Origin of the sequence: Bacillus sp. CH_48 (assembly GCF_038008465.1) — a bacterium.
Lineage (GTDB): Bacteria > Bacillota > Bacilli > Bacillales > Bacillaceae_G > Bacillus_A > Bacillus_A thuringiensis_S.
In genome coordinates this window covers 5,678,989-5,697,221 of record NZ_JBBOZF010000001.1, presented here as the reverse complement: position 1 = coordinate 5,697,221, position 18,233 = coordinate 5,678,989, and the positions used below count along the sequence as shown (strand labels likewise).

The window sequence follows — 18,233 nt, the reverse complement described above, 5'->3', positions numbered from 1 at the left end:
GCGGAAGGAGGGCTCTTTTTTCTACTATATAAAATTACTAAACTTGAACAGAAATACTCTCTTCTTGTTCTTCAGGTTTAACTAGTGCGTAACGTTCCCAAGCTCTACTTTTCCAGCGGAAGAACATAATAATGGCACGTGTCCATTCGTCGATGGCGATCGCTAGCCAAATACCCACGAGCCCCATATCTAAATGAAAGGCGAAAAAGTAACCTAGTGGTAAACTCATTAACACCATAGAAAATGCACCGATTAAAACAGGATATTTTGCATCACCAGCTGCACGAAGCGAATTAATGATGACGATGTTCATCGTACGTCCCGTTTCAAGTAGTACACTTAGTAAAAGAACACTTGCGCCTAACCTGATAATGTGCGGATTATCTGTAAACAGTCCCATTAATTGTGTACGGAATGTAATAACGAGAGCGACCATACATAAAGTTACACCAATCGCCCATTTTACACTTTTCCACAAACGTTCGTATGCTTCATCCTTTTCGCCACCACCAACAAGGCGGCCAATAATAATGGCTGTTCCCATACCAATCGCAATTGCAAATAAATAAGTGAACATGGAAATGTTAGTAGCGTATTGTCTAGCAGCTAATGATTCCGTTCCTAAGTACGTTGCGTAATAAAGGAAGACGATTTGACAAGCTTGATACATCACTTGTTCAAATGCAGATGGAATGCCGATTTTTAAAATTTTTCCAATGTATTCTTTGGATAAAGTGAAGTAATATTGTAATTTCACACGATATTCCATAACGCGATATAGTAACCAGAAGAAAACAATAAGTGCGATCAATCGACTGATAGCGGAAGAAATTGCAGCCCCTTGTACACCGAGCTCAGGGAAACCAAATTTCCCGAAAATGAGTACGTAGTTTCCAGCGATATGAATAATATTCATTCCGAGTGAAATAAACATCGCTTGCTTTGTAAAACCGTGTACACGGATAATTGCGGCTAATGAGTTAATGATAGCTTGCAGGAAGATTGCCCCTCCGACGATAGATAAGTAGTTTTGCGCATACGTTAGTACATCGCCTTGTAAGTTCATTGCGAGCATCATATGTTCCGAAAATAAAAGAAAACCAGCGCTTATAACGAGCCCAACTATTAAATTTAATGTGACGGCTAATGCTGATATTTTAGATGCTTCCATAAAGCGTCTGGAACCGAGGTATTGAGATACAACGATAGCAGCGCCGTTCCCGATGACTTCTAATACCAAAATCGCAATATGGAGATATTGATTCGCTGCACCAACCCCAGATACAGCATCGTCTGATAATGCACTTAACATGAAAGTATCAGCGATCCCCATCAACATAAAAAGAAAAACTTCTAGAAAAATAGGCCATGTTAATAAGAATAAACTTAATTTCTCTGTCGGCCCATTTTTTGCCTGAATTGCTGTCATGTCCGTCCCCTCTTTACCGATATCTATTTTTAGCAAAATGTATCGTAACATACTTTCTTATCCTTTGCACTCATTTTAGCCTATATATTTTTAATATGAAGGGCCTGCTATTTTATGTTGAAAAGGGTGGGATAATTATACATAAAATATTATAAAATATAAAATTTATTTTTCTCTGATAATTTAGAAAAATATAAAAATAATTATTTTTGGCACTTTAGTAAGGAAAATAGACAATATAAAACGTTTACAAAGATATATTTTTTAACACAAAATTTTAATGAAATAGAAATATAAATATACAAAAAATATATTTGTGTGTATAATATGAATTATTAGAACATATATATATTTCTTTCTGTTTGAAAATGAAAGGGCTAACATTTTTTGGAGGGTGGAAGTATGAAAAAAAAGATACCAGTTTTTGTAGTATCAACAGTAGCAATGAGCATGATATTAGGGGCATGTAGCTACCAAAAAGATGAACCGCAAGCAAACGCAAAAGGGGATAGCGGGAAAAGCGGTGCGAAGCAAGTTCTTAATTTAATTGAAACACAAGAAATTCCAACGATGGACCCAGCATTATCAGCTGACGCAGTTTCTTCAAAAGTAATGAACAACACGATGGAAGGTCTATACCGCCTTGGAAAAGATGATAAGTTAGTTCCAGGTGTAGCAAAAGAATTTAAAAAGTCAGAAGACGGTAAAAAATATACATTTAAATTACGTGAAGACGCGAAATGGTCAAACGGTGAGCCTTTAACGGCGAAAGATTTTGTATACGCATGGCAAAGAGCAATCAACCCAGACACAGCTGCGAAATCAGCATACATTATGTATGATATAAAAAATGCAGAGAAAATTAATAAAAAAGAGATGAGTCCTGATCAATTAGGTGTAAAAGCAATTGATGATTACACATTAGAAGTAGAATTAGACAATTCTATTCCATATCTTGTAGATTTAATGGTATATCCAATCTTTTATCCTGTAAATGAGAAATTTGTGAAAGAGCAAGGTGCGAAGTTTGGTTTGGAAGCGAACACAACGCTTTACAACGGACCATTTACATTAAGTGATTGGCAACATGAACGCAGTTTTAAAATGACAAAGAGCTCATCATATTGGGACAATAAAGAAGTGAAGCTTGAAGAAGTAAACTTTAATATTGTAAAAGATACATCTACGCCAATTAACTTATATGAAACAAATGCAATCGATCGAGCGACGTTATTAGCAGAGTTCATCGATAAATATAAAGGAAAACCAGATTTCAAAACAGTAGAAGAGACATCTGTATTTTTCCTACGCTTAAATCAAAAAGATCCAGCTTTAGCAAATAAAAATATTCGTAAAGCAATTTCCCTTGCTTTTGATCGTAAGCCGTTCGTTGATACATTATTAAATAACGGTTCTAAGCCAGCAACAGGATTAATTCCTGATAACTTCATTAAAGGTCCGGATAAAAAGGATTTCCGTGCTGAAAATGGTGATATTGTAAAACCAAATGTGAAAGAAGCAAAAAAATATTGGGAAGCTGGTACAAAAGAGCTTGGAAAAAATGAAATTGAATTAGAGTTATTAAATGAAGATGTTGAATTATCTAAGAAAACTGGTGAATATTTAAAAGGTGAACTGGAAAAGAATTTACCAGGCTTAACAGTGAAAATTAAACAACAACCATTCGCACAAAAGTTGAAATTAGAAGATGCGGGTGATTATGTCATGTCATTCTCTGGATGGGGGGCAGACTTCCCAGATCCGATCACATATCTTGATATGTTTGTAACAGATGGGTCACAAAATAAGATGAAGTACTCTAATCCGAAATACGATGAAATCATTATGAAAGCGAAAAAAGATGGAAGCGATGTAAATGCTCGCTGGAAAAACTTACTTGAGGCAGAAAAAATGTTACTTGATGACGCTGCGATTGTTCCAGTATACCAACGTGGTAGAGCATACTTACAAAGAGAAACAATTAAAGATATGTACAACCATAAATATGGCCCTGATGTGAGCTTCAAATGGGCATCCGTAGGGAAATAAAAAAAGCAGGCTAACCACCTGCTTTTTTTAATACGTGCGTTTCTTATAAATGCCTTTTCCGCCAACTTGATTCCAGCCGGATTGTACATCCAAACTTTTGTTAACAAACTTCATTTTTTCTTTTCCGCCAAAGAGCTTTTCGCCAATGCTATTTGTAATGACACCAATCAATGCTGTTATTCCGATGATGAGGGCAGCAACCGTAATAAAATCAACAAAAAAAGCAATCATTTGCAAACACCCCCTTTGCCTGTCTGTATGTTTATTGTATGAGATAAAAAATAAAAAAGAAAGAAATGTCAGAAAAAAATAATTTACTTTAGAAATCGTGTGGACAGGAGGGAGAATATTTGTTAAAATAAGAACAAATGTTCCTTTTCATTCTCATTTGTATAGTCTTACATTTCTTAATTGATTTATCAGGAAAAAGTAAGAAAACGTTCTCTTTTTCATAGGGAAGATTATAGATAAATAACTATATATTATATGAAAAATCTAGGGGAAATGAGTATTGAAAGGGTTGAAAGTTATTGTTCAAGTACAGATAAATTGAGCGTAATCATGTTACATAGCAGTGGAATACACGGAAGAGTTTTCTCAACTAGCAGGAAATTTACTGTATATTTCTTGCAAAATCTATTGTATAATGATTATAGAAGTTACTTATTAAAAGTAATTGTTGTTTATTATAAGTTGTTGCTTACATGAAATGCGATTTTTGTACTTTTCAATAAGACAAGTTATCGCGAAAAATTGCTGAAGTTAGAAATTAAAACTGTATTTAGTACAGAATTTGTACTCTTTAAGGAGAGTGAGCTTTGTATGGTAACATTATATAGTTCTCCAAGCTGTACGTCTTGTAGAAAGGCGAAATTATGGCTAGAGGAAAATCATATTCCCTATACAGAACGTAATATTTTCTCAGATCCATTAACAATTGAGGAAATTAAAGAGATTTTACGTATGACAGAAAGCGGAACGGATGAGATTATTTCTACTCGTTCGAAAGTTTTCCAAGAATTGAATGTAAACTTAGAATCTTTACCACTTCAAGATTTATATAAGATGATTCGTGACTATCCAGGGATTTTACGTCGTCCAATTATGATTGACGAGAAACGCCTTCAAGTTGGTTACAACGAAGACGAAATTCGCCGTTTCTTACCACGTACAGTAAGAACGTTCCAATTACGTGAAGCACAACGTCTTGTAAATTAATTATAATAATATGAAAACCTTCTACCTATTATATAGTAGAAGGTTTTTTTTAATGTTTCACATTGCGTAATCGAACTTGTTGTACGATAAAGCCGATGCATAAAATAGTGAAAATGAACAAATAAGGAATGCTTGCAGTGAAACTTGGGTTGTTATGAAAAAAGGTGGCAAGTCTGTCTTCATGTGTAACCATTTTTCCTGCAGTATAGGCAAGAATCGCTGCACCGCAATAAATGAGGAATGGAAATCGTTCCATAAGTATTAAAATAAGTTTGCTGCCCCAAATAATAATAGGGATAGAAATGAGTAAGCCAATTATGACGAGTAAAAATCTCCCGTGAGCTGCACCTGCAATGGCAATAACATTATCAAACCCCATAACGAGATCCGCGAAAACAATTGTCCGCACAGCTTGGAATAAAGTTGTTTTTCCTTGAATAGCAGAAAGATCGTTGTTATTATCAGTTAATAAATTGACTGCAATTAATGTAAGTAAAACCCCGCCAATCAGTTGTAGAAATGGAATGTCGAGTAAATAGACAGCTAATATAGTAAGGGCAATTCTTAGTACGATTGCTAAAAGAGTACCAATCAAAATAGCTTTATTTCGTTTCGATTCAGGTAAATTTCGGCTAGCTAGTGCGATGACAATTGCATTGTCACCACCTAATACAACATCGATACCGACAATCATTAGTACGGATGTTAAAAACTCTAAGTCCATTCGTCTGCCTCCATTTATGATGTTTTAATAAGCGAACTGTATGTATGTGATGAAGAAAGTTGTTGTTAAATAATCTCTTCCAATAGAAGTTTCACTTTATTAAAGTGTACGGGGGAATGTGGAAATGTATGTCCAAATTTTTTGTAAGTAAGAAATCGCTATAATAATATATTTATGTAGTTGATCGAGTAAAGATAGGCATATAACTATTTTTGTAAAATAAATCGATTTTATTTCCATTCTGGAGAATCTTATCATAAAATGAGAGTACAAGAATCTATTGATTTGTCATATGAGTGGGGAATCCCTTCATAACAATTCTAAGCAGGAAGGGAGAGTTGTATTTTGGATATTGAAAGAATTAATGATCATACGATGAAATTTTTTATTACGTACATTGATATAGAGGATAGAGGATTTAATCGTGAAGAAATTTGGTATGATCGCGAACGAAGTGAAGAGCTCTTTTGGGAGATGATGGACGAAGCTCGTGATCATGACGATTTCTTTATTGATGGGCCGTTATGGATTCAAGTGCAAGCAGTCGATAAAGGGATTGAAGTACTTGTCACGAAAGCAGAGCTTTCAAAGGACGGACAAAAGCTGGAACTACCGATAGGGGTAGACAAAATTATAGATATTCCTCTAGATGAAGGCATCGAATCATTATTCCAACAAGAGTTAGTCGAAGAGGTAGAAGAACAAACAGGAACAAACTTTAATGAAGATGGTACGTTTGGCTTTTTAATTAAATTTAATGATTTTGAAGATGTCATTTCATTAAGTCATCGTCTTATCTTTGAAGATATAAAAGATGAGCTGTATTCATTTGAGAACCGCTATTATGTATATGTGGAATTCGATGAAGTGCTACATGATGAAGAAGAAATCGATCGTATTTTAAGTATTATTTTAGAATATGGGGAAGAATCAACTTTAACAATTCATCGTGTAAGTGAGTATGGAAAACAAATTGTGAAAGAGCATGCGCTTGAAACGATTCGCAATAATTTTCCTGCTAAAACGTAGGCCGATTTCTGTAGTATGAAATCGGCTTTTTATATGAAGAATAGGAAAGCTTTCTTAGTTAGGAGGTAAGAGATGAAAAATACGTTAAAGCTGATTTTCTTTATCCTGCTATTGTTCGCATTATTTGTTTCGTTACGTATGTTTATTGATGTAGCATTTTATTCAGATGTGATTGGGATAAAAGATGTTTCGATTTTAGGTATTATTAGTATTTTATTTACAGTATCTGCGTTTTTAATTGGTTGCGTTATTTTCTTAGAAAATCGCCATCCATCTAAAACACTTACATGGTTAATTGTGTTAGGGATTTTTCCGGTATTTGGCTTCTTTGCTTATTTATTATTTGGACAAAATTTTCGGAGAAAAAGAATGTTTCAAAAGAAGGCGTTACTTGATGAACAGGCGTTTTTACAATATAAAGGGCATGAAGATTACGAAGAAAGAATTTTACGCAATCATAAGCATCAAGAGCTGTTATTTCGTTTAGCGGATCGCTTAGGCGCTTTAAATATTTCATTTCAAACTGAAACGAGGACATTAACAAATGGAGATGAAACGTTTCAGGCCATTTTAGATGGATTAAAACGAGCAAAACATCACATTCATATGGAATATTACATTGTGCGTGATGATAAATTAGGAACAGAAATTAAAGATATTTTAATACAAAAATCAAAAGAAGGCGTTGTTGTTCGTTTTTTATATGATGCGGTTGGAAGTTTTAAGTTATCAAAATCGTATATTGAAGAATTAAACGATGCAGGTGTTGAAATGATTCCGTTTTTTCCTGTGCGCTTTCCGATTTTAAACGATAAGATTAATTATCGAAATCATAGGAAAATTGTTGTGATTGATGGGAACGAAGGGTTTGTAGGCGGATTAAATATCGGTGATGAGTATTTAGGGAAAAGTAAATATTTTGGCTTTTGGCGAGACACGCATTTGTATTTACGTGGTGAAGCGGTTCAAAGTTTACAGCTTATTTTCCTTCAAGATTGGTTTTATATGACTGGAGAGGCTGTGCTAGCTCCTGAATATTTACAAGCAAAAGCAGTTGAGGGTGATCATTGGGGAGGCGTGCAGCTCGTTGCAGGCGGCCCTGATAATAAGTGGGAAACGATTAAGCATTTATATTTCGCAATGATCGCTTCTGCTCGGAAATCTATTTGGATTGCAACGCCGTATTTCATTCCGGATGATGATATTTTATCCGCATTAAAGGTAGCTGCGCTTGCTGGTATTGATGTTCGTTTGTTAATGCCGAGTAAGCCTGATAAGCGTACTGTCTTTTACGCATCGAGATCGTACTTCCCAGAGCTTTTAGATGCAGGGGTAAAGATATATGAGTATGAAAAAGGTTTTCTCCATAGTAAAGTTGTCATTGTCGATTCTGATTTAGCTTCAATTGGGACAGCTAATATGGATATGAGAAGTTTTCATTTGAATTTTGAAGTAAATGCCTTTTTATATGATACAGATAGCATTAAAAGACTTGTTCAAGACTTTAAAGATGATTTAGAAGAATCAAGTGAAATTCATGTCGATCATTTTCATAAAAGGCGTCTTCATAGACGAATTGTTGAATCAACGTACCGGTTATTATCCCCTTTATTATAAAAAGAGATGTCCGAAATTGGGACATCTCTTTTTTTAAAGGAATTTGTAATAAATTGTAGAATGTAAAGAGCTGAAAGGATGTGATTACGATATTTATAGCTAAAAGAGAAAACGGAGAAAAAATTCATTTACTCTACAATTGTAATGAAGAGCTTTTGCGCCGTATGCGTCAACAGGAACGATTCTTTTGTGTAGCTTGTGGAAAGGAAGTACAAATGAAATTAGGGAAACAAAAAAGTTGGCATTTTGCTCATAAAAAAGTGGATTCATGTCTTGCCTTTTATGAAGCGGAATCTATGTATCATAGGCACGGTAAAGAATTGTTATATAGATGGTTCGAACGTCAAAACTTTCATGTAGATATAGAGCATTATCTGCCCCAGATTCAGCAACGACCAGATATTTTTATAGAGAGAGCAGGGAGAAAAATTGCGATTGAATACCAATGCGCAAATCTTTCTATAGAGCAGCTGTACAAACGAACCTATTCGTATTGGCGAGCGGGTATACAGGTCATTTGGATCATTGGTGGAAATCAATTGAAAAAGCAATCTGCATATTGGATGAAATTTTCCTCACTTATGGCTTTCTCCTTACAATCTTATCCTCAACCATTTCTTATTTTCTTCTGTTCCAAACAAAAAGCATTTATGAAATGCGCGTTTCTCACTTCTTTTTCTACAAGCGTCTCTTTCTCACATACTATATATTTACCAACTGAAACTACTACTTTTGAATTACTCTTTTCCCCTGTTCCTTTCCAAAAAGAAATATTAGACCGAGAATGGAAGCAACGAAAGGACTATTTTCGAAAAAATGCTTTGCCTATTTGGAATTATAATTATAAGTCACTATTACGCCTCTTATATCAATTTAAATGTACCCCAGCGAGCTTTCCTTCTGAAATTGGTGTTCCACTCCCTTCTGGATTTGCTTTTCAAACAAACCCATTTATATGGCAAGCTTTTCTATATATGAAGTGTATAGGGGAGCTTGCAGTAGGAGAGTGTATTTCTCTTCAATATGTGTGTAGTTATGTAAAAAAGTATACGAAAAGGCGTATGCTCCCGTACTTTTCAAAGCATATATGGAAAGTAGCAGTTACTGAATATATGACATTCTTATGTTATACAGGTGTATTACGTAAAGTGGAGACTTATAAGTACCGGAAAATAAGGGGAATCGTTATGTTAAAAACAGAGGAGGAAGTTATGAAATATGATGAAACTTGTTTAGCGTATGCCTTATCTTTATTTGAGGCAAAGTACAACATGAGAGAAGGAAAAGGGGATATAATAAAGACTGATTGTGAAGGAATTACATAAGAAAAAAACGAATTGTACTTAAGTAGAGATAATTAAAGGAGGGCTTAAAGAATGTCTGAACAAAACAAAGCGAAAACATTACCAGATCGCAATGAGATTGAAGAAGCAAGTACGTGGCGATTAGAAGATATTTTCCAAACAGATGCAGAATGGGAAAAAGAATTCCAAGCTATTAAAGAGCTATTACCGAAGTTAACTGAATTTAAAGGGAAACTTGGTGACTCTGCGGACAATTTACTTGAGGCATTGCAATATGAAGACGAAATTTCAATGCGATTAGGTAAGCTATATACATATGCTCATATGCGTTACGATCAAGATACAACAAACTCTGTATATCAAGCATTAAATGATCGCGCAACAAATTTATATTCACAAGTATCTAGTAGCACAGCGTATATTGTACCTGAAATTTTGTCGGTTTCAGAAGATACACTGCAAACATTCTTGAAGGAAAATAGAGATTTAAGTGTATATGAACATGCATTAGAAGAAATTACACGTCAACGCCCGCACGTATTATCAGAAGCTGAGGAGGCTTTATTAGCGGAAGCATCTGAAGTAATGAGTTCATCAAGCAATACATTTGGTATGTTGAATAACGCGGATTTAAAATTCCCATCTATTAAAGGTGAAGACGGAGAAGAAATAGAAATTACACATGGTCGTTACATTCAGTTTTTAGAAAGTGATGATGGCCGTGTTCGCGAAGATGCATTTAAAGCTGTATATGAAACGTACGGGAAATTTAAAAATACATTCGCAAGTACGTTAAGCGGAGCAGTAAAACGTAATAATTTCAATGCGCGTGTTCGTAAATATGATTCTGCTCGCCAAGCTGCACTAAGCAATAATAATATTCCAGAAGCAGTATATGATCAACTTGTTGAAACGGTAAATGACAACTTACATTTATTACACCGTTACATCGATATTCGTAAGCGTGCATTAGGACTTGATGAGCTTCATATGTATGATTTATATACACCACTTGTACCAGAAGTGAAAATGAATGTGAAATACGAAGAAGCGCAAGACCTTTTATTAAAATCTTTAAACGTACTTGGTGATGAATATGTTGATATTTTGAAAGAAGCATATGAAAATCGCTGGGTAGATGTGTATGAGAATAAAGGAAAACGAAGCGGGGCATATTCATCTGGTGCATATGGAACAAATCCGTATATTTTAATGAACTGGCATGATAATGTAAATAATTTATTTACACTTGCTCATGAATTTGGTCATTCGGTGCATAGTTACTATACAAGAAAAACACAACCGCACGTATATGGTGATTATTCCATCTTCGTAGCAGAAGTGGCATCAACTTGTAATGAAGCGCTTCTAAATGATTATTTATTAAAAACGACAGAAGATAAGAAAGAGCGTCTATATTTATTAAATCATTATTTAGAAGGATTCCGTGGTACTGTATTCCGTCAAACGATGTTTGCAGAGTTTGAACATATTATTCATAAGAAAGTACAAGAAGGACATGCTGTTACGCCAGACATGCTAACGGAAATCTACTACGATTTAAATAAGAAATATTTCGGTGACGCTTTAGTAATCGACGAAGAGATTGGTTTAGAATGGTCTCGTATTCCGCACTTCTACTACAACTATTACGTATATCAATACGCAACAGGATTTAGTGCAGCGACAGCTCTATCTAAACAGATTTTAGAAGAAGGACAACCAGCAGTAGAACGTTATATTAACGAGTTCTTAAAAGCAGGAAGCTCTGATTATCCAATTGAAGTGCTGAAAAAAGCAGGAGTAGATATGGCATCTCCTGAACCAGTAAAAGAGGCACTACAAGTATTTGAAGAGAAATTAAATGAATTAGAAGCATTATTATTTGAAGAAAAGTAATGAAAAAAGACGAGAGATTGTATCCTCGTCTTTTTTGTTGAATAAATTCAATGTCGATATTTGTCGAAAAAATAAGGTGAATTTCTTTGTTTTTCTAACTGAAAGGATAGTTTTACAGCTGATTTTTGAAATTAAAACCCTTTGAATCTTTTTTTATGATTGAAATAAGAGAGAGTGATAACGATGATTCCAAATAAAAGAGGTAAGGCAATAATTTTAGGAAAAGCTTGTAGTAGAGAGAGGATGTACAAGAAAAAAGAAACGATGACAGCTAGAAAGAGAAGAGCAATATAAGATTTTTTCATAAATAACCCCCCTAAATGACCTTTTTTATAGCTTATTCAAAAATGAAAACGTTTAGAATGTGACAAAAGTGTGAATTTCGACAAAAGGGGTTGTCATCTGGCGTCGAATCTTGTAATATAATAAGCGTGAACGAATTCACATACAAACATATACCCCTTTGTTTGAACGTGAAAATTTCTCCCATCCCCTTTAATATTTTTATAAGCCGTAAAGAAAAAGACCTGGTGTTTACACCAGGTCTTTTTCTTTTGCTATCCATTTCCAATAACGTTCGCATTTTACTTCAATCATTTGTACTTTTCGTTTCAGTTGTAATTTTTTAAGTTCGCGCTCAATTTCTTGCTGCGGACAGTCATAAATAAATGCTACTTCTTTTGAAGATATAAATTGTGTTGCTTCTAGTAATGCTTCTAAAGGTGGTAATGGTTCTGGCTCAATTTCACATTTTACAAGTTCTTTCAATAATTGTACGTATACATCGTAGGAATAATTTCCAGCGATTTTAATACCTTCTTCATCTGAGTTCGCATGAAAAAAGACGAGGGAGGGTATTTCTGTAATATGCATCTCATTCGTGAATTTCAAGTCACATTGGAAAGCTTTTTTTGCACTAGCAGAATGTAGATCTTTTTTAAATTCTTCTACATCAATATTGCTATCTTTCGCACATGCAAGTAATAGTTCGCAGTCAGGGTTTGATACATTTTCAAGGAAAATGTATTCTTGGAGTTTTCGCAAAAACTTCGAACCTGCTTTTCGGCCTTGCAACTCCGCCGCCTTAATTGCCATCGAAACTAAATATGGTGTTGACGATGCTTCTTGCATATGTACCTTTCCATCACATGAAAAACCTTGTAAACTTGTTGTCTTTTCCCACACAAATCGAATATTAGCAGGTTTATTCCATTTGTGTGAGGAAGCGTTCGTTCCATCCACTTTTCCTGTTACGATATGACGAATAGAGAAGTATTTCCCGTATTCAAGCCATAGTTTAATAATAAAAGGCTCAATTTCCCAGCAATCTTTACAAAGTGGATCAATAAATAAATATGCTTCTACAGACTTATGCTCGCATGCGGAAGGAGATGGCATATTTATATGCTTTGCTTCCTGCTTATCCATTACACTTCACCTGTTTCGTTTGGAGTATTAACCATATGCTGAGCGGTTAATGCTAAACGTTCAAAAACAAACTCTCTTATATGACCATGCACTCCAGTATCATCCATTGCTTGCTCCATACATGATAGCCAAGCCTCTGCTCGTTTTGGAGTAATCTCAAACGGAAGATGGCGTGCCCTTAACATAGGATGACCATGTTCTTCAGTGTACAAATTAGGACCACCTAAATATTGTGTTAGAAATTGCTTCTGCTTCCTAGCGGTTTCTGTTAAATCTTCCGGGAAGATGGGAGATAAGTCAGGGTGTTTACTGACATAGGAATAAAATGTATCTACTAATATTGCAATGCATTGTTCACCGCCAATTGCTTCAAATGGTGTCATCGGTTGCTTGCTCATCCTTTATAAACTCCTTTTTCCATGAAATGTATATCTATTGTAGCAATGGAATGTTCGAGAGGGCAAATAAACAGCCTTCTCAAACATTCTTTGCTTATTCTACGGGTGTAAACTTTTTTAGTAAGATGTATCCACTAGTGAAACATATTCACTAGTGGAATTTTCACTTTAGCGTGCTTTGTTTTGTTTGGCAAGGAAAAAGCGTTTTACTTTGTTATTTGTATGACGAACAGGTATGTTATGTTGCGTTAATAAATGAATAAATGCAGCTTTTCCTGTTTCTTCATCTTGCACTTCAAATTCAATTTCATAATCATCGTGATTGTAATAGAGACTATGATCAAAGACAAGCGTTCCGCCTTTAAATAATGCTTCGGCTCTTTCAGTTGTTAAACTACCCATATAAGTTAAAGTGGAAACAGGAATTTGTAATTTGTGTAGTTGATCCATTACAGCCCCTGGAATGATTACGTTTGTTTCCATCATCATTCTTGCTTCGTCTTCTGTTACGACTTGATGCGTTTCTAACAAGCCGACTTCTGCAGGTTGTTTCAATGTTAATGTATAAATTTCTCCTTTATGACGAATACGAAGTGCAGAGCCGGCTTCTTTTAACGAGAAGCCCGGTGTTTCAAAGTAGTGATTCACCTGTTTCGTAAATGCTTCAATAGAGAATGATTTACATAATGTATCGAATTCTTCTTCTGTAACAATATTTTTAAATTCAATTTCAATTTCTTGTGTCATTGTATGCGCGCTCCTTTTAAAAAATAATTCTTTACACATTATCGCTTTTTCATAAATTTGGTTCAATGTTTTATTTGTTTGCGTCCATGTTATGATACAATAATACTGTTAAGTAAGACAGGAAGTTGAGATGGAGGAGTTAGAGCATGCAAAATAAAATTCAAGTTAAGAGCGTAGAAAAGAGAGAGAATGCGCTTATTTTTTGTGCGGAAAATAATGAAATAGAGGTAAAGGAGTTAAGTGCGCGTAATCACGTACTTGTAGACTCAGACAATTTATCATTTTTATATATTTTAGAAAACGAATCATCTTTCATTTATGTAAGTATTCCGCACACATGCTGGGAAGCAATGCATGAAGCGATGAATAACGATATAGTAATGTTCGTTCGTGTGAATGACGTTGAAATGGAATTAGAAAATTTAAAAGAAGAAGTAGAATATTTAGTTGAAAATATTGAAGGTAATGCAAATTACGGAGAAGAACTAGTAACTGCTGTAGAAAAAGTATTTCTATAAGCAAATGGATTGATTTTGGTGGTGGTTGAAATGAATCGAAATTGGGAAGAATTTTTAGCACCTTACCATCAAGCGGTGGCAGAGCTGAAAGTGAAACTAAAAGGAATGCGTACTCAATTTGCAATGTTGACAGAGCATTCTCCAATTGAGTTTGTAACAGGAAGGGTAAAGTCGGTTGCTAGTATTATTGATAAAGCGGAGAAGAGAAATGTACCGCTAGATCGGCTGAGAGAAGATATGCAAGACATCGCGGGCCTTCGAATGATGTGTCAATTTGTTGATGAGATTAAGCCTGTTGTAGAATATCTTCGAAAACGAAATGACTTTGAAATCGTGGAAGAACGTGATTATGTCACGCAAAAGAAAGATAGCGGCTATCGCTCTTATCACGTTGTCATTAGTTACCCCGTTCAAACGATTCAGGGAGAAAAAAAAGTATTGGTAGAAATCCAAATACGCACGTTAGCAATGAACTTTTGGGCAACAATTGAGCATTCTTTAAATTATAAATATAGTGGACGTTTTCCTGAAGATATTAAAATACGCTTGCAACGTGCAGCGGAAGCGGCGTTTTTATTAGATGAAGAAATGTCTTCTATTCGTCTTGAGATTCAAGAAGCGCAGAAGGCTTTTTCAAGAAAGCAAGAAACGAAAGATTCCGAATCATAAACTAAAGGGTGTTGGGCGATGAAATTTACAATTATGTCAAAGGGAGATCAATCATCAGATACACTGGCAAGCACGATGAAAGAGTACTTGTTAGATTTTGGATTTACAATGGATGAAAAGGAACCCGATATTGTAATTTCTGTTGGGGGAGATGGAACGCTTTTATATGCGTTTCATCGTTATTATAATCGATTGGATGAAACAGCATTTGTTGGTGTACATACAGGACATTTAGGTTTCTATGCAGATTGGTTACCGACAGAAGTAGAGAAATTAGTAATTGCGATTGCGAAAACACCATTCCAAGTGGTGGAATATCCGCTTTTAGAAGTGATTATTCGCTATGTGAATGGAAGTAAAGAGTCACAGTATTTGGCGATGAATGAGGCGACTGTAAAAAGTGCAGAAGGTACATTAGTAACAGAAGTAGAAATACGCGGAGAATATTTTGAAACATTCCGCGGGGACGGCCTTTGTATTTCTACTCCTTCAGGAAGTACTGCATATAATAAAGCGCTTGGCGGAGCAATTATTCACCCTTCTATTGAAGCGATTCAAATTGCAGAAATGGCGTCCATTAACAATCGTGTGTTTCGTACTGTGGGATCGCCACTCGTATTGCCGAAGCACCATACATGTGTGTTAAAGCCAGCTGCAGGAATGAACTTACAAATTACAGTGGATCATTTAACGATGGTTCATCAAGATGTGAAATCAATCCAGTATCGCGTCGCAAACGAGAAAGTACGATTTGTTCGTTTCCGCCCGTTCCCGTTCTGGAAACGAGTTCGTGACTCGTTTGTTGCAGATAAATAGAAAGGGTTATAAATTTGAACAGATTTACATTGAAATGGGATATAGGACTGGCTGAAGAGAGTACTTTAGTTAGGGAATTTTTGAAAACGAAAGGTATTTCTAAAGCCGCTTTAACGGATATAAAGTTTCACGGCGGGGCAATTGAAGTAAATGGTCAACATGCGAGTGTTCGTCATCAGTTGCGCGCTAGTGAAGAATTACGCATCTTTTTTCCAGTGGAGGAAAGAAGTGAAGGGATGATTGCAGAAGATATCCCTTTATGCATTGTATATGAAGATGATGCGGTTCTTATCATTAATAAAGAGGCGAACATGTCAACGATTCCATCTAGGGAACATCCGACAGGGAGTGTTGCCAATGCGCTTTTATCTCATTATGATAAGCAGCATCTTGCAAGTACAGTACACATTGTAACACGGTTAGATCGTGATACTTCAGGGCTTATGCTTATTGCAAAAAATCGTTTCGTGCATCATCTTTTATCGAAGCAGCATCAACAAAAAGCTGTGAAACGAACGTATGAAGCAATTGTTCACGGTGAGATGGTAGAACGAGAAGGAATGATTGATGCACCAATTGGTCGGAAATCTGATAGCATTATTGAGCGAACGGTTTGTGAGGATGGACAAAGGGCAGTTACTCATTTTAAAGTAATTGATAGTACATATCATAAGACACATGTAGCGCTGGAGCTTGAGACAGGAAGAACGCATCAAATTCGTGTGCATATGGCTCATATAGGACATCCATTACTTGGTGATAACTTATATGGAGGAAGAAGGGATGAAATGAAACGGCAAGCACTTCATAGTAAATCTTTGACGTTTTATCATCCTATTTTAGAGAAAGAAATGTCTTTCACTATAAAGATTCCAAGCGATATGCAAGAGTTACTTAGGAATGCTTAAAAAGGGAACAAAATTCTTATGTTATAAAGAATTTTGTTCCCTTTTTTCTTAGCGGAATAATATTAAAATTTGGTTTTCACGCGTACGCTTTATAACGAAAAATCCACTTTCGGCTTTTGTAGCAATGCCATTGTCATTTGGACGACAATATCCATGCGTTTCGCAAGTGCCGTCATCACGTACTAACATTTGCCCAATTAATCCGACAGGAAGCCACTCGGCGCGATCTTTTCTTGCTACATATTTGCAAGCTGGATCCCATTCTGTATTTAAAAGAGGTTGTATTTCTTCTGATTCCGTCCATACATATTGGCGTTTTCCAAAGTTGTCTGTTTTATAGCGTTTTTGCCAACTTAAAGCCCCGCTATTTCCTATAAGTGCAGGGGTTGCACTAGATATTCCTAAAATGAACGAATCGTGTGAAGTAGCTATCCGAATTTTTTCTTCGCTACTAAATGTAACGAAATAACCGACATCAATAGGTTTATGACCTTCTGTTTCAAACATTTGTGCAAAATCCGTTCCGCTTGCATTGTAAGACGCGCCCTCAATATACATTTCTCCATTATGGGCAAGCCATTTAGCACCGATATTATGGTCGGTGTCGTTTGCACCATTTGCAATAAACCAGGAATAAGCTTCTTCTGCAGTGCCGAAGCGCCCCATAATATGGCTACCTGCAAAATGAGCTGTTGATGTATGATGACCTTCCGCATGAGAAGAGAAGCCGTTAGCGATAGTTGCGGTTCCTTCTGCGTGTGCTGCTTCGCCTAAAGCAGTCGTCTGTTTACCCTCCGCATGAGAATAAGCACCGCCTGCTGTCGTTTCACTTCCCTCACTATGCGAACTATGTCCAGTTGCTTTTGAGTTGGATCCTTCTGCATGAGAGAAAGAACCTTTTGCGTGTGTTAATAAGCCTTCCGCATGTGCTGCCATGCCCTCCGCATGAGAGTGAAGCCCCTCCGCATATGCATATCGGCCGCCCCTTTTAACTTTTGTATTTTCAGGTGTAGGTGTCTCAATTATGAGTGGTTTTTCAGTTTGTATATCATTCGATGAAGCTAATGCTTCTTTTATTTTTTTTACTTTGTTTATAATAGCAGCTGGAATTTCTGGTTCCACTTTTTTATTTATTGCTACAGAATTATTTTCTTCCGCCGTTTCTTCTGTTTGGTTAGAACGTAGTACCTGTTCATCTTGATTTGAGAGCTGTTTATTTTTTTGTTGCATCTTTATTTTTCTGCGATCGATTATGTGGTTCATCACAGCATTTTCTAAAGAGACATATGTTGGTTTTACTTTGCTTTTTTTTGATGACTCTTGTTCTTCTAGTTCTTCTATGGCTGCAGCCCGAATGCTACACCAGTTGTTAATTCCGTACATGGGCAGATATAAAGGGGGAAATTTTCTTTTTTGTTTAGAAGATTTTTTCTTCATTCTGTCACCTCCTGCGACATTATATGTAAAGTAATTAAAAAAA

Annotated in this window: 18 protein-coding genes; 10 read left to right on the top strand and 8 right to left on the bottom strand. The window is 35.7% G+C overall.

From position 1 onward, the window contains the following. Positions 1 to 37: 37 nt before the first annotated feature. On the bottom strand, positions 38 to 1,480 hold the full coding sequence (locus tag N2V92_RS28840; protein WP_002083070.1) for an MATE family efflux transporter: 1,443 nt from the start codon (positions 1,478 to 1,480) through the stop codon (positions 38 to 40). Between the two features lie 351 nt (positions 1,481 to 1,831). Between N2V92_RS28840 and N2V92_RS28835 the strand changes: the two genes are divergently transcribed. Beyond that, the gene (locus N2V92_RS28835; RefSeq protein ID WP_000727253.1) at positions 1,832 to 3,478 is read left to right on the top strand and encodes a peptide ABC transporter substrate-binding protein; all 1,647 of its coding nucleotides are present in this window, start codon (positions 1,832 to 1,834) and stop codon (positions 3,476 to 3,478) included. A 27-nt stretch (positions 3,479 to 3,505) separates the two neighbouring features. On the opposite strand, the gene N2V92_RS28830 is transcribed toward N2V92_RS28835, so the two are convergent. Next, positions 3,506 to 3,709, bottom strand: a complete 204-nt coding sequence (locus N2V92_RS28830) for a hypothetical protein (protein WP_000559983.1) — start codon at positions 3,707 to 3,709, stop codon at positions 3,506 to 3,508. Between the two features lie 591 nt (positions 3,710 to 4,300). Here N2V92_RS28830 and spx point away from each other — a divergent pair. After that, positions 4,301 to 4,696 (top strand): transcriptional regulator Spx, encoded by a 396-nt coding sequence (gene spx, locus N2V92_RS28825; protein WP_000258267.1) that lies wholly within the window; start codon positions 4,301 to 4,303, stop codon positions 4,694 to 4,696. Between the two features lie 49 nt (positions 4,697 to 4,745). Here spx and N2V92_RS28820 read toward each other — a convergent pair whose 3' ends face one another. Continuing rightward, positions 4,746 to 5,420, bottom strand: coding sequence for a TerC family protein (locus N2V92_RS28820; RefSeq protein ID WP_000362600.1), 675 nt, complete (start codon positions 5,418 to 5,420; stop codon positions 4,746 to 4,748). Between the two features lie 345 nt (positions 5,421 to 5,765). Here N2V92_RS28820 and mecA point away from each other — a divergent pair, with 345 nt between their 5' ends. From mecA to pepF, 4 genes are all read left to right on the top strand, one after another. Then, on the top strand, positions 5,766 to 6,449 hold the full coding sequence (mecA, locus tag N2V92_RS28815) for an adaptor protein MecA (protein WP_000350716.1): 684 nt from the start codon (positions 5,766 to 5,768) through the stop codon (positions 6,447 to 6,449). 72 nt (positions 6,450 to 6,521) lie between these two features. Then, on the top strand, positions 6,522 to 8,066 hold the full coding sequence (locus tag N2V92_RS28810) for a cardiolipin synthase (RefSeq protein WP_000799189.1): 1,545 nt from the start codon (positions 6,522 to 6,524) through the stop codon (positions 8,064 to 8,066). 80 nt (positions 8,067 to 8,146) lie between these two features. Further along, complete coding sequence (locus N2V92_RS28805) at positions 8,147 to 9,391, top strand: competence protein CoiA (protein WP_000628322.1); 1,245 nt, start codon at positions 8,147 to 8,149, stop codon at positions 9,389 to 9,391. Between the two features lie 51 nt (positions 9,392 to 9,442). Beyond that, positions 9,443 to 11,269, top strand: a complete 1,827-nt coding sequence (pepF, locus tag N2V92_RS28800) for an oligoendopeptidase F (RefSeq protein WP_000003356.1) — start codon at positions 9,443 to 9,445, stop codon at positions 11,267 to 11,269. 131 nt (positions 11,270 to 11,400) lie between these two features. Here the strand turns inward: pepF and N2V92_RS28795 are convergent, their stop codons facing one another. The 4 genes from N2V92_RS28795 to N2V92_RS28780 all read right to left on the bottom strand — a co-directional run bounded on the left by N2V92_RS28795 (position 11,401) and on the right by N2V92_RS28780 (position 13,842). Beyond that, positions 11,401 to 11,574, bottom strand: coding sequence for a hypothetical protein (locus N2V92_RS28795; RefSeq protein WP_000750354.1), 174 nt, complete (start codon positions 11,572 to 11,574; stop codon positions 11,401 to 11,403). 229 nt (positions 11,575 to 11,803) lie between these two features. Beyond that, a complete protein-coding gene (locus tag N2V92_RS28790; protein WP_000360643.1) occupies positions 11,804 to 12,697 on the bottom strand; it encodes a ClpXP adapter SpxH family protein in 894 nt (297 codons plus the stop codon). After that, positions 12,697 to 13,095 carry a globin domain-containing protein gene (locus N2V92_RS28785; RefSeq protein ID WP_000043386.1) on the bottom strand — a complete coding sequence of 133 codons (399 nt, stop codon included), beginning with the start codon at positions 13,093 to 13,095 and terminating at the stop codon, positions 12,697 to 12,699. The genes N2V92_RS28790 and N2V92_RS28785 overlap by 1 nt, the downstream gene beginning before the upstream one ends. 168 nt (positions 13,096 to 13,263) lie before the next feature. Next, positions 13,264 to 13,842 carry a CYTH domain-containing protein gene (locus tag N2V92_RS28780; protein WP_170264805.1) on the bottom strand — a complete coding sequence of 193 codons (579 nt, stop codon included), beginning with the start codon at positions 13,840 to 13,842 and terminating at the stop codon, positions 13,264 to 13,266. A gap of 146 nt (positions 13,843 to 13,988) precedes the next feature. Between N2V92_RS28780 and N2V92_RS28775 the strand changes: the two genes are divergently transcribed. The 4 genes from N2V92_RS28775 to N2V92_RS28760 are packed head-to-tail and all read left to right on the top strand — an operon-like array spanning position 13,989 to position 16,753. Next, positions 13,989 to 14,360 carry a UPF0738 family protein gene (locus N2V92_RS28775; protein ID WP_001179996.1) on the top strand — a complete coding sequence of 124 codons (372 nt, stop codon included), beginning with the start codon at positions 13,989 to 13,991 and terminating at the stop codon, positions 14,358 to 14,360. Positions 14,361 to 14,390: 30 nt separating this feature from the next. Continuing rightward, positions 14,391 to 15,029 carry a GTP pyrophosphokinase gene (locus N2V92_RS28770; protein ID WP_001081480.1) on the top strand — a complete coding sequence of 213 codons (639 nt, stop codon included), beginning with the start codon at positions 14,391 to 14,393 and terminating at the stop codon, positions 15,027 to 15,029. 18 nt (positions 15,030 to 15,047) lie between these two features. After that, positions 15,048 to 15,845 carry an NAD kinase gene (locus N2V92_RS28765; protein ID WP_000673196.1) on the top strand — a complete coding sequence of 266 codons (798 nt, stop codon included), beginning with the start codon at positions 15,048 to 15,050 and terminating at the stop codon, positions 15,843 to 15,845. Positions 15,846 to 15,859: 14 nt separating this feature from the next. Continuing rightward, the gene (locus tag N2V92_RS28760) at positions 15,860 to 16,753 is read left to right on the top strand and encodes an RluA family pseudouridine synthase (RefSeq protein WP_001079127.1); all 894 of its coding nucleotides are present in this window, start codon (positions 15,860 to 15,862) and stop codon (positions 16,751 to 16,753) included. A 48-nt stretch (positions 16,754 to 16,801) separates the two neighbouring features. Here N2V92_RS28760 and N2V92_RS28755 read toward each other — a convergent pair whose 3' ends face one another. Continuing rightward, positions 16,802 to 18,190, bottom strand: coding sequence for a peptidase G2 autoproteolytic cleavage domain-containing protein (locus tag N2V92_RS28755; protein WP_000730507.1), 1,389 nt, complete (start codon positions 18,188 to 18,190; stop codon positions 16,802 to 16,804). Between the last annotated feature and the right edge of the window lie 43 nt (positions 18,191 to 18,233).

Bases quoted from the DNA above. Each gene is read 5' to 3' on its own strand.
- N2V92_RS28780 (WP_170264805.1), bottom strand. From the start codon at position 13,842: ATGACACAAGAAATTGAAATTGAATTTAAAAATATTGTTACAGAAGAA.
- N2V92_RS28785 (WP_000043386.1), bottom strand. From the start codon at position 13,095: ATGAGCAAGCAACCGATGACACCATTTGAAGCAATTGGCGGTGAACAA.
- N2V92_RS28770 (WP_001081480.1), top strand. From the start codon at position 14,391: ATGAATCGAAATTGGGAAGAATTTTTAGCACCTTACCATCAAGCGGTG.
- N2V92_RS28835 (WP_000727253.1), top strand. From the start codon at position 1,832: ATGAAAAAAAAGATACCAGTTTTTGTAGTATCAACAGTAGCAATGAGC.
- N2V92_RS28810 (WP_000799189.1), top strand. From the start codon at position 6,522: ATGAAAAATACGTTAAAGCTGATTTTCTTTATCCTGCTATTGTTCGCA.
- N2V92_RS28755 (WP_000730507.1), bottom strand. From the start codon at position 18,190: ATGAAGAAAAAATCTTCTAAACAAAAAAGAAAATTTCCCCCTTTATAT.
- N2V92_RS28840 (WP_002083070.1), bottom strand. From the start codon at position 1,480: ATGTTACGATACATTTTGCTAAAAATAGATATCGGTAAAGAGGGGACG.
- N2V92_RS28830 (WP_000559983.1), bottom strand. From the start codon at position 3,709: ATGATTGCTTTTTTTGTTGATTTTATTACGGTTGCTGCCCTCATCATC.
- N2V92_RS28795 (WP_000750354.1), bottom strand. From the start codon at position 11,574: ATGAAAAAATCTTATATTGCTCTTCTCTTTCTAGCTGTCATCGTTTCT.
- N2V92_RS28765 (WP_000673196.1), top strand. From the start codon at position 15,048: ATGAAATTTACAATTATGTCAAAGGGAGATCAATCATCAGATACACTG.
- pepF (WP_000003356.1), top strand. From the start codon at position 9,443: ATGTCTGAACAAAACAAAGCGAAAACATTACCAGATCGCAATGAGATT.
- N2V92_RS28775 (WP_001179996.1), top strand. From the start codon at position 13,989: ATGCAAAATAAAATTCAAGTTAAGAGCGTAGAAAAGAGAGAGAATGCG.
- N2V92_RS28790 (WP_000360643.1), bottom strand. From the start codon at position 12,697: ATGGATAAGCAGGAAGCAAAGCATATAAATATGCCATCTCCTTCCGCA.
- N2V92_RS28820 (WP_000362600.1), bottom strand. From the start codon at position 5,420: ATGGACTTAGAGTTTTTAACATCCGTACTAATGATTGTCGGTATCGAT.
- spx (WP_000258267.1), top strand. From the start codon at position 4,301: ATGGTAACATTATATAGTTCTCCAAGCTGTACGTCTTGTAGAAAGGCG.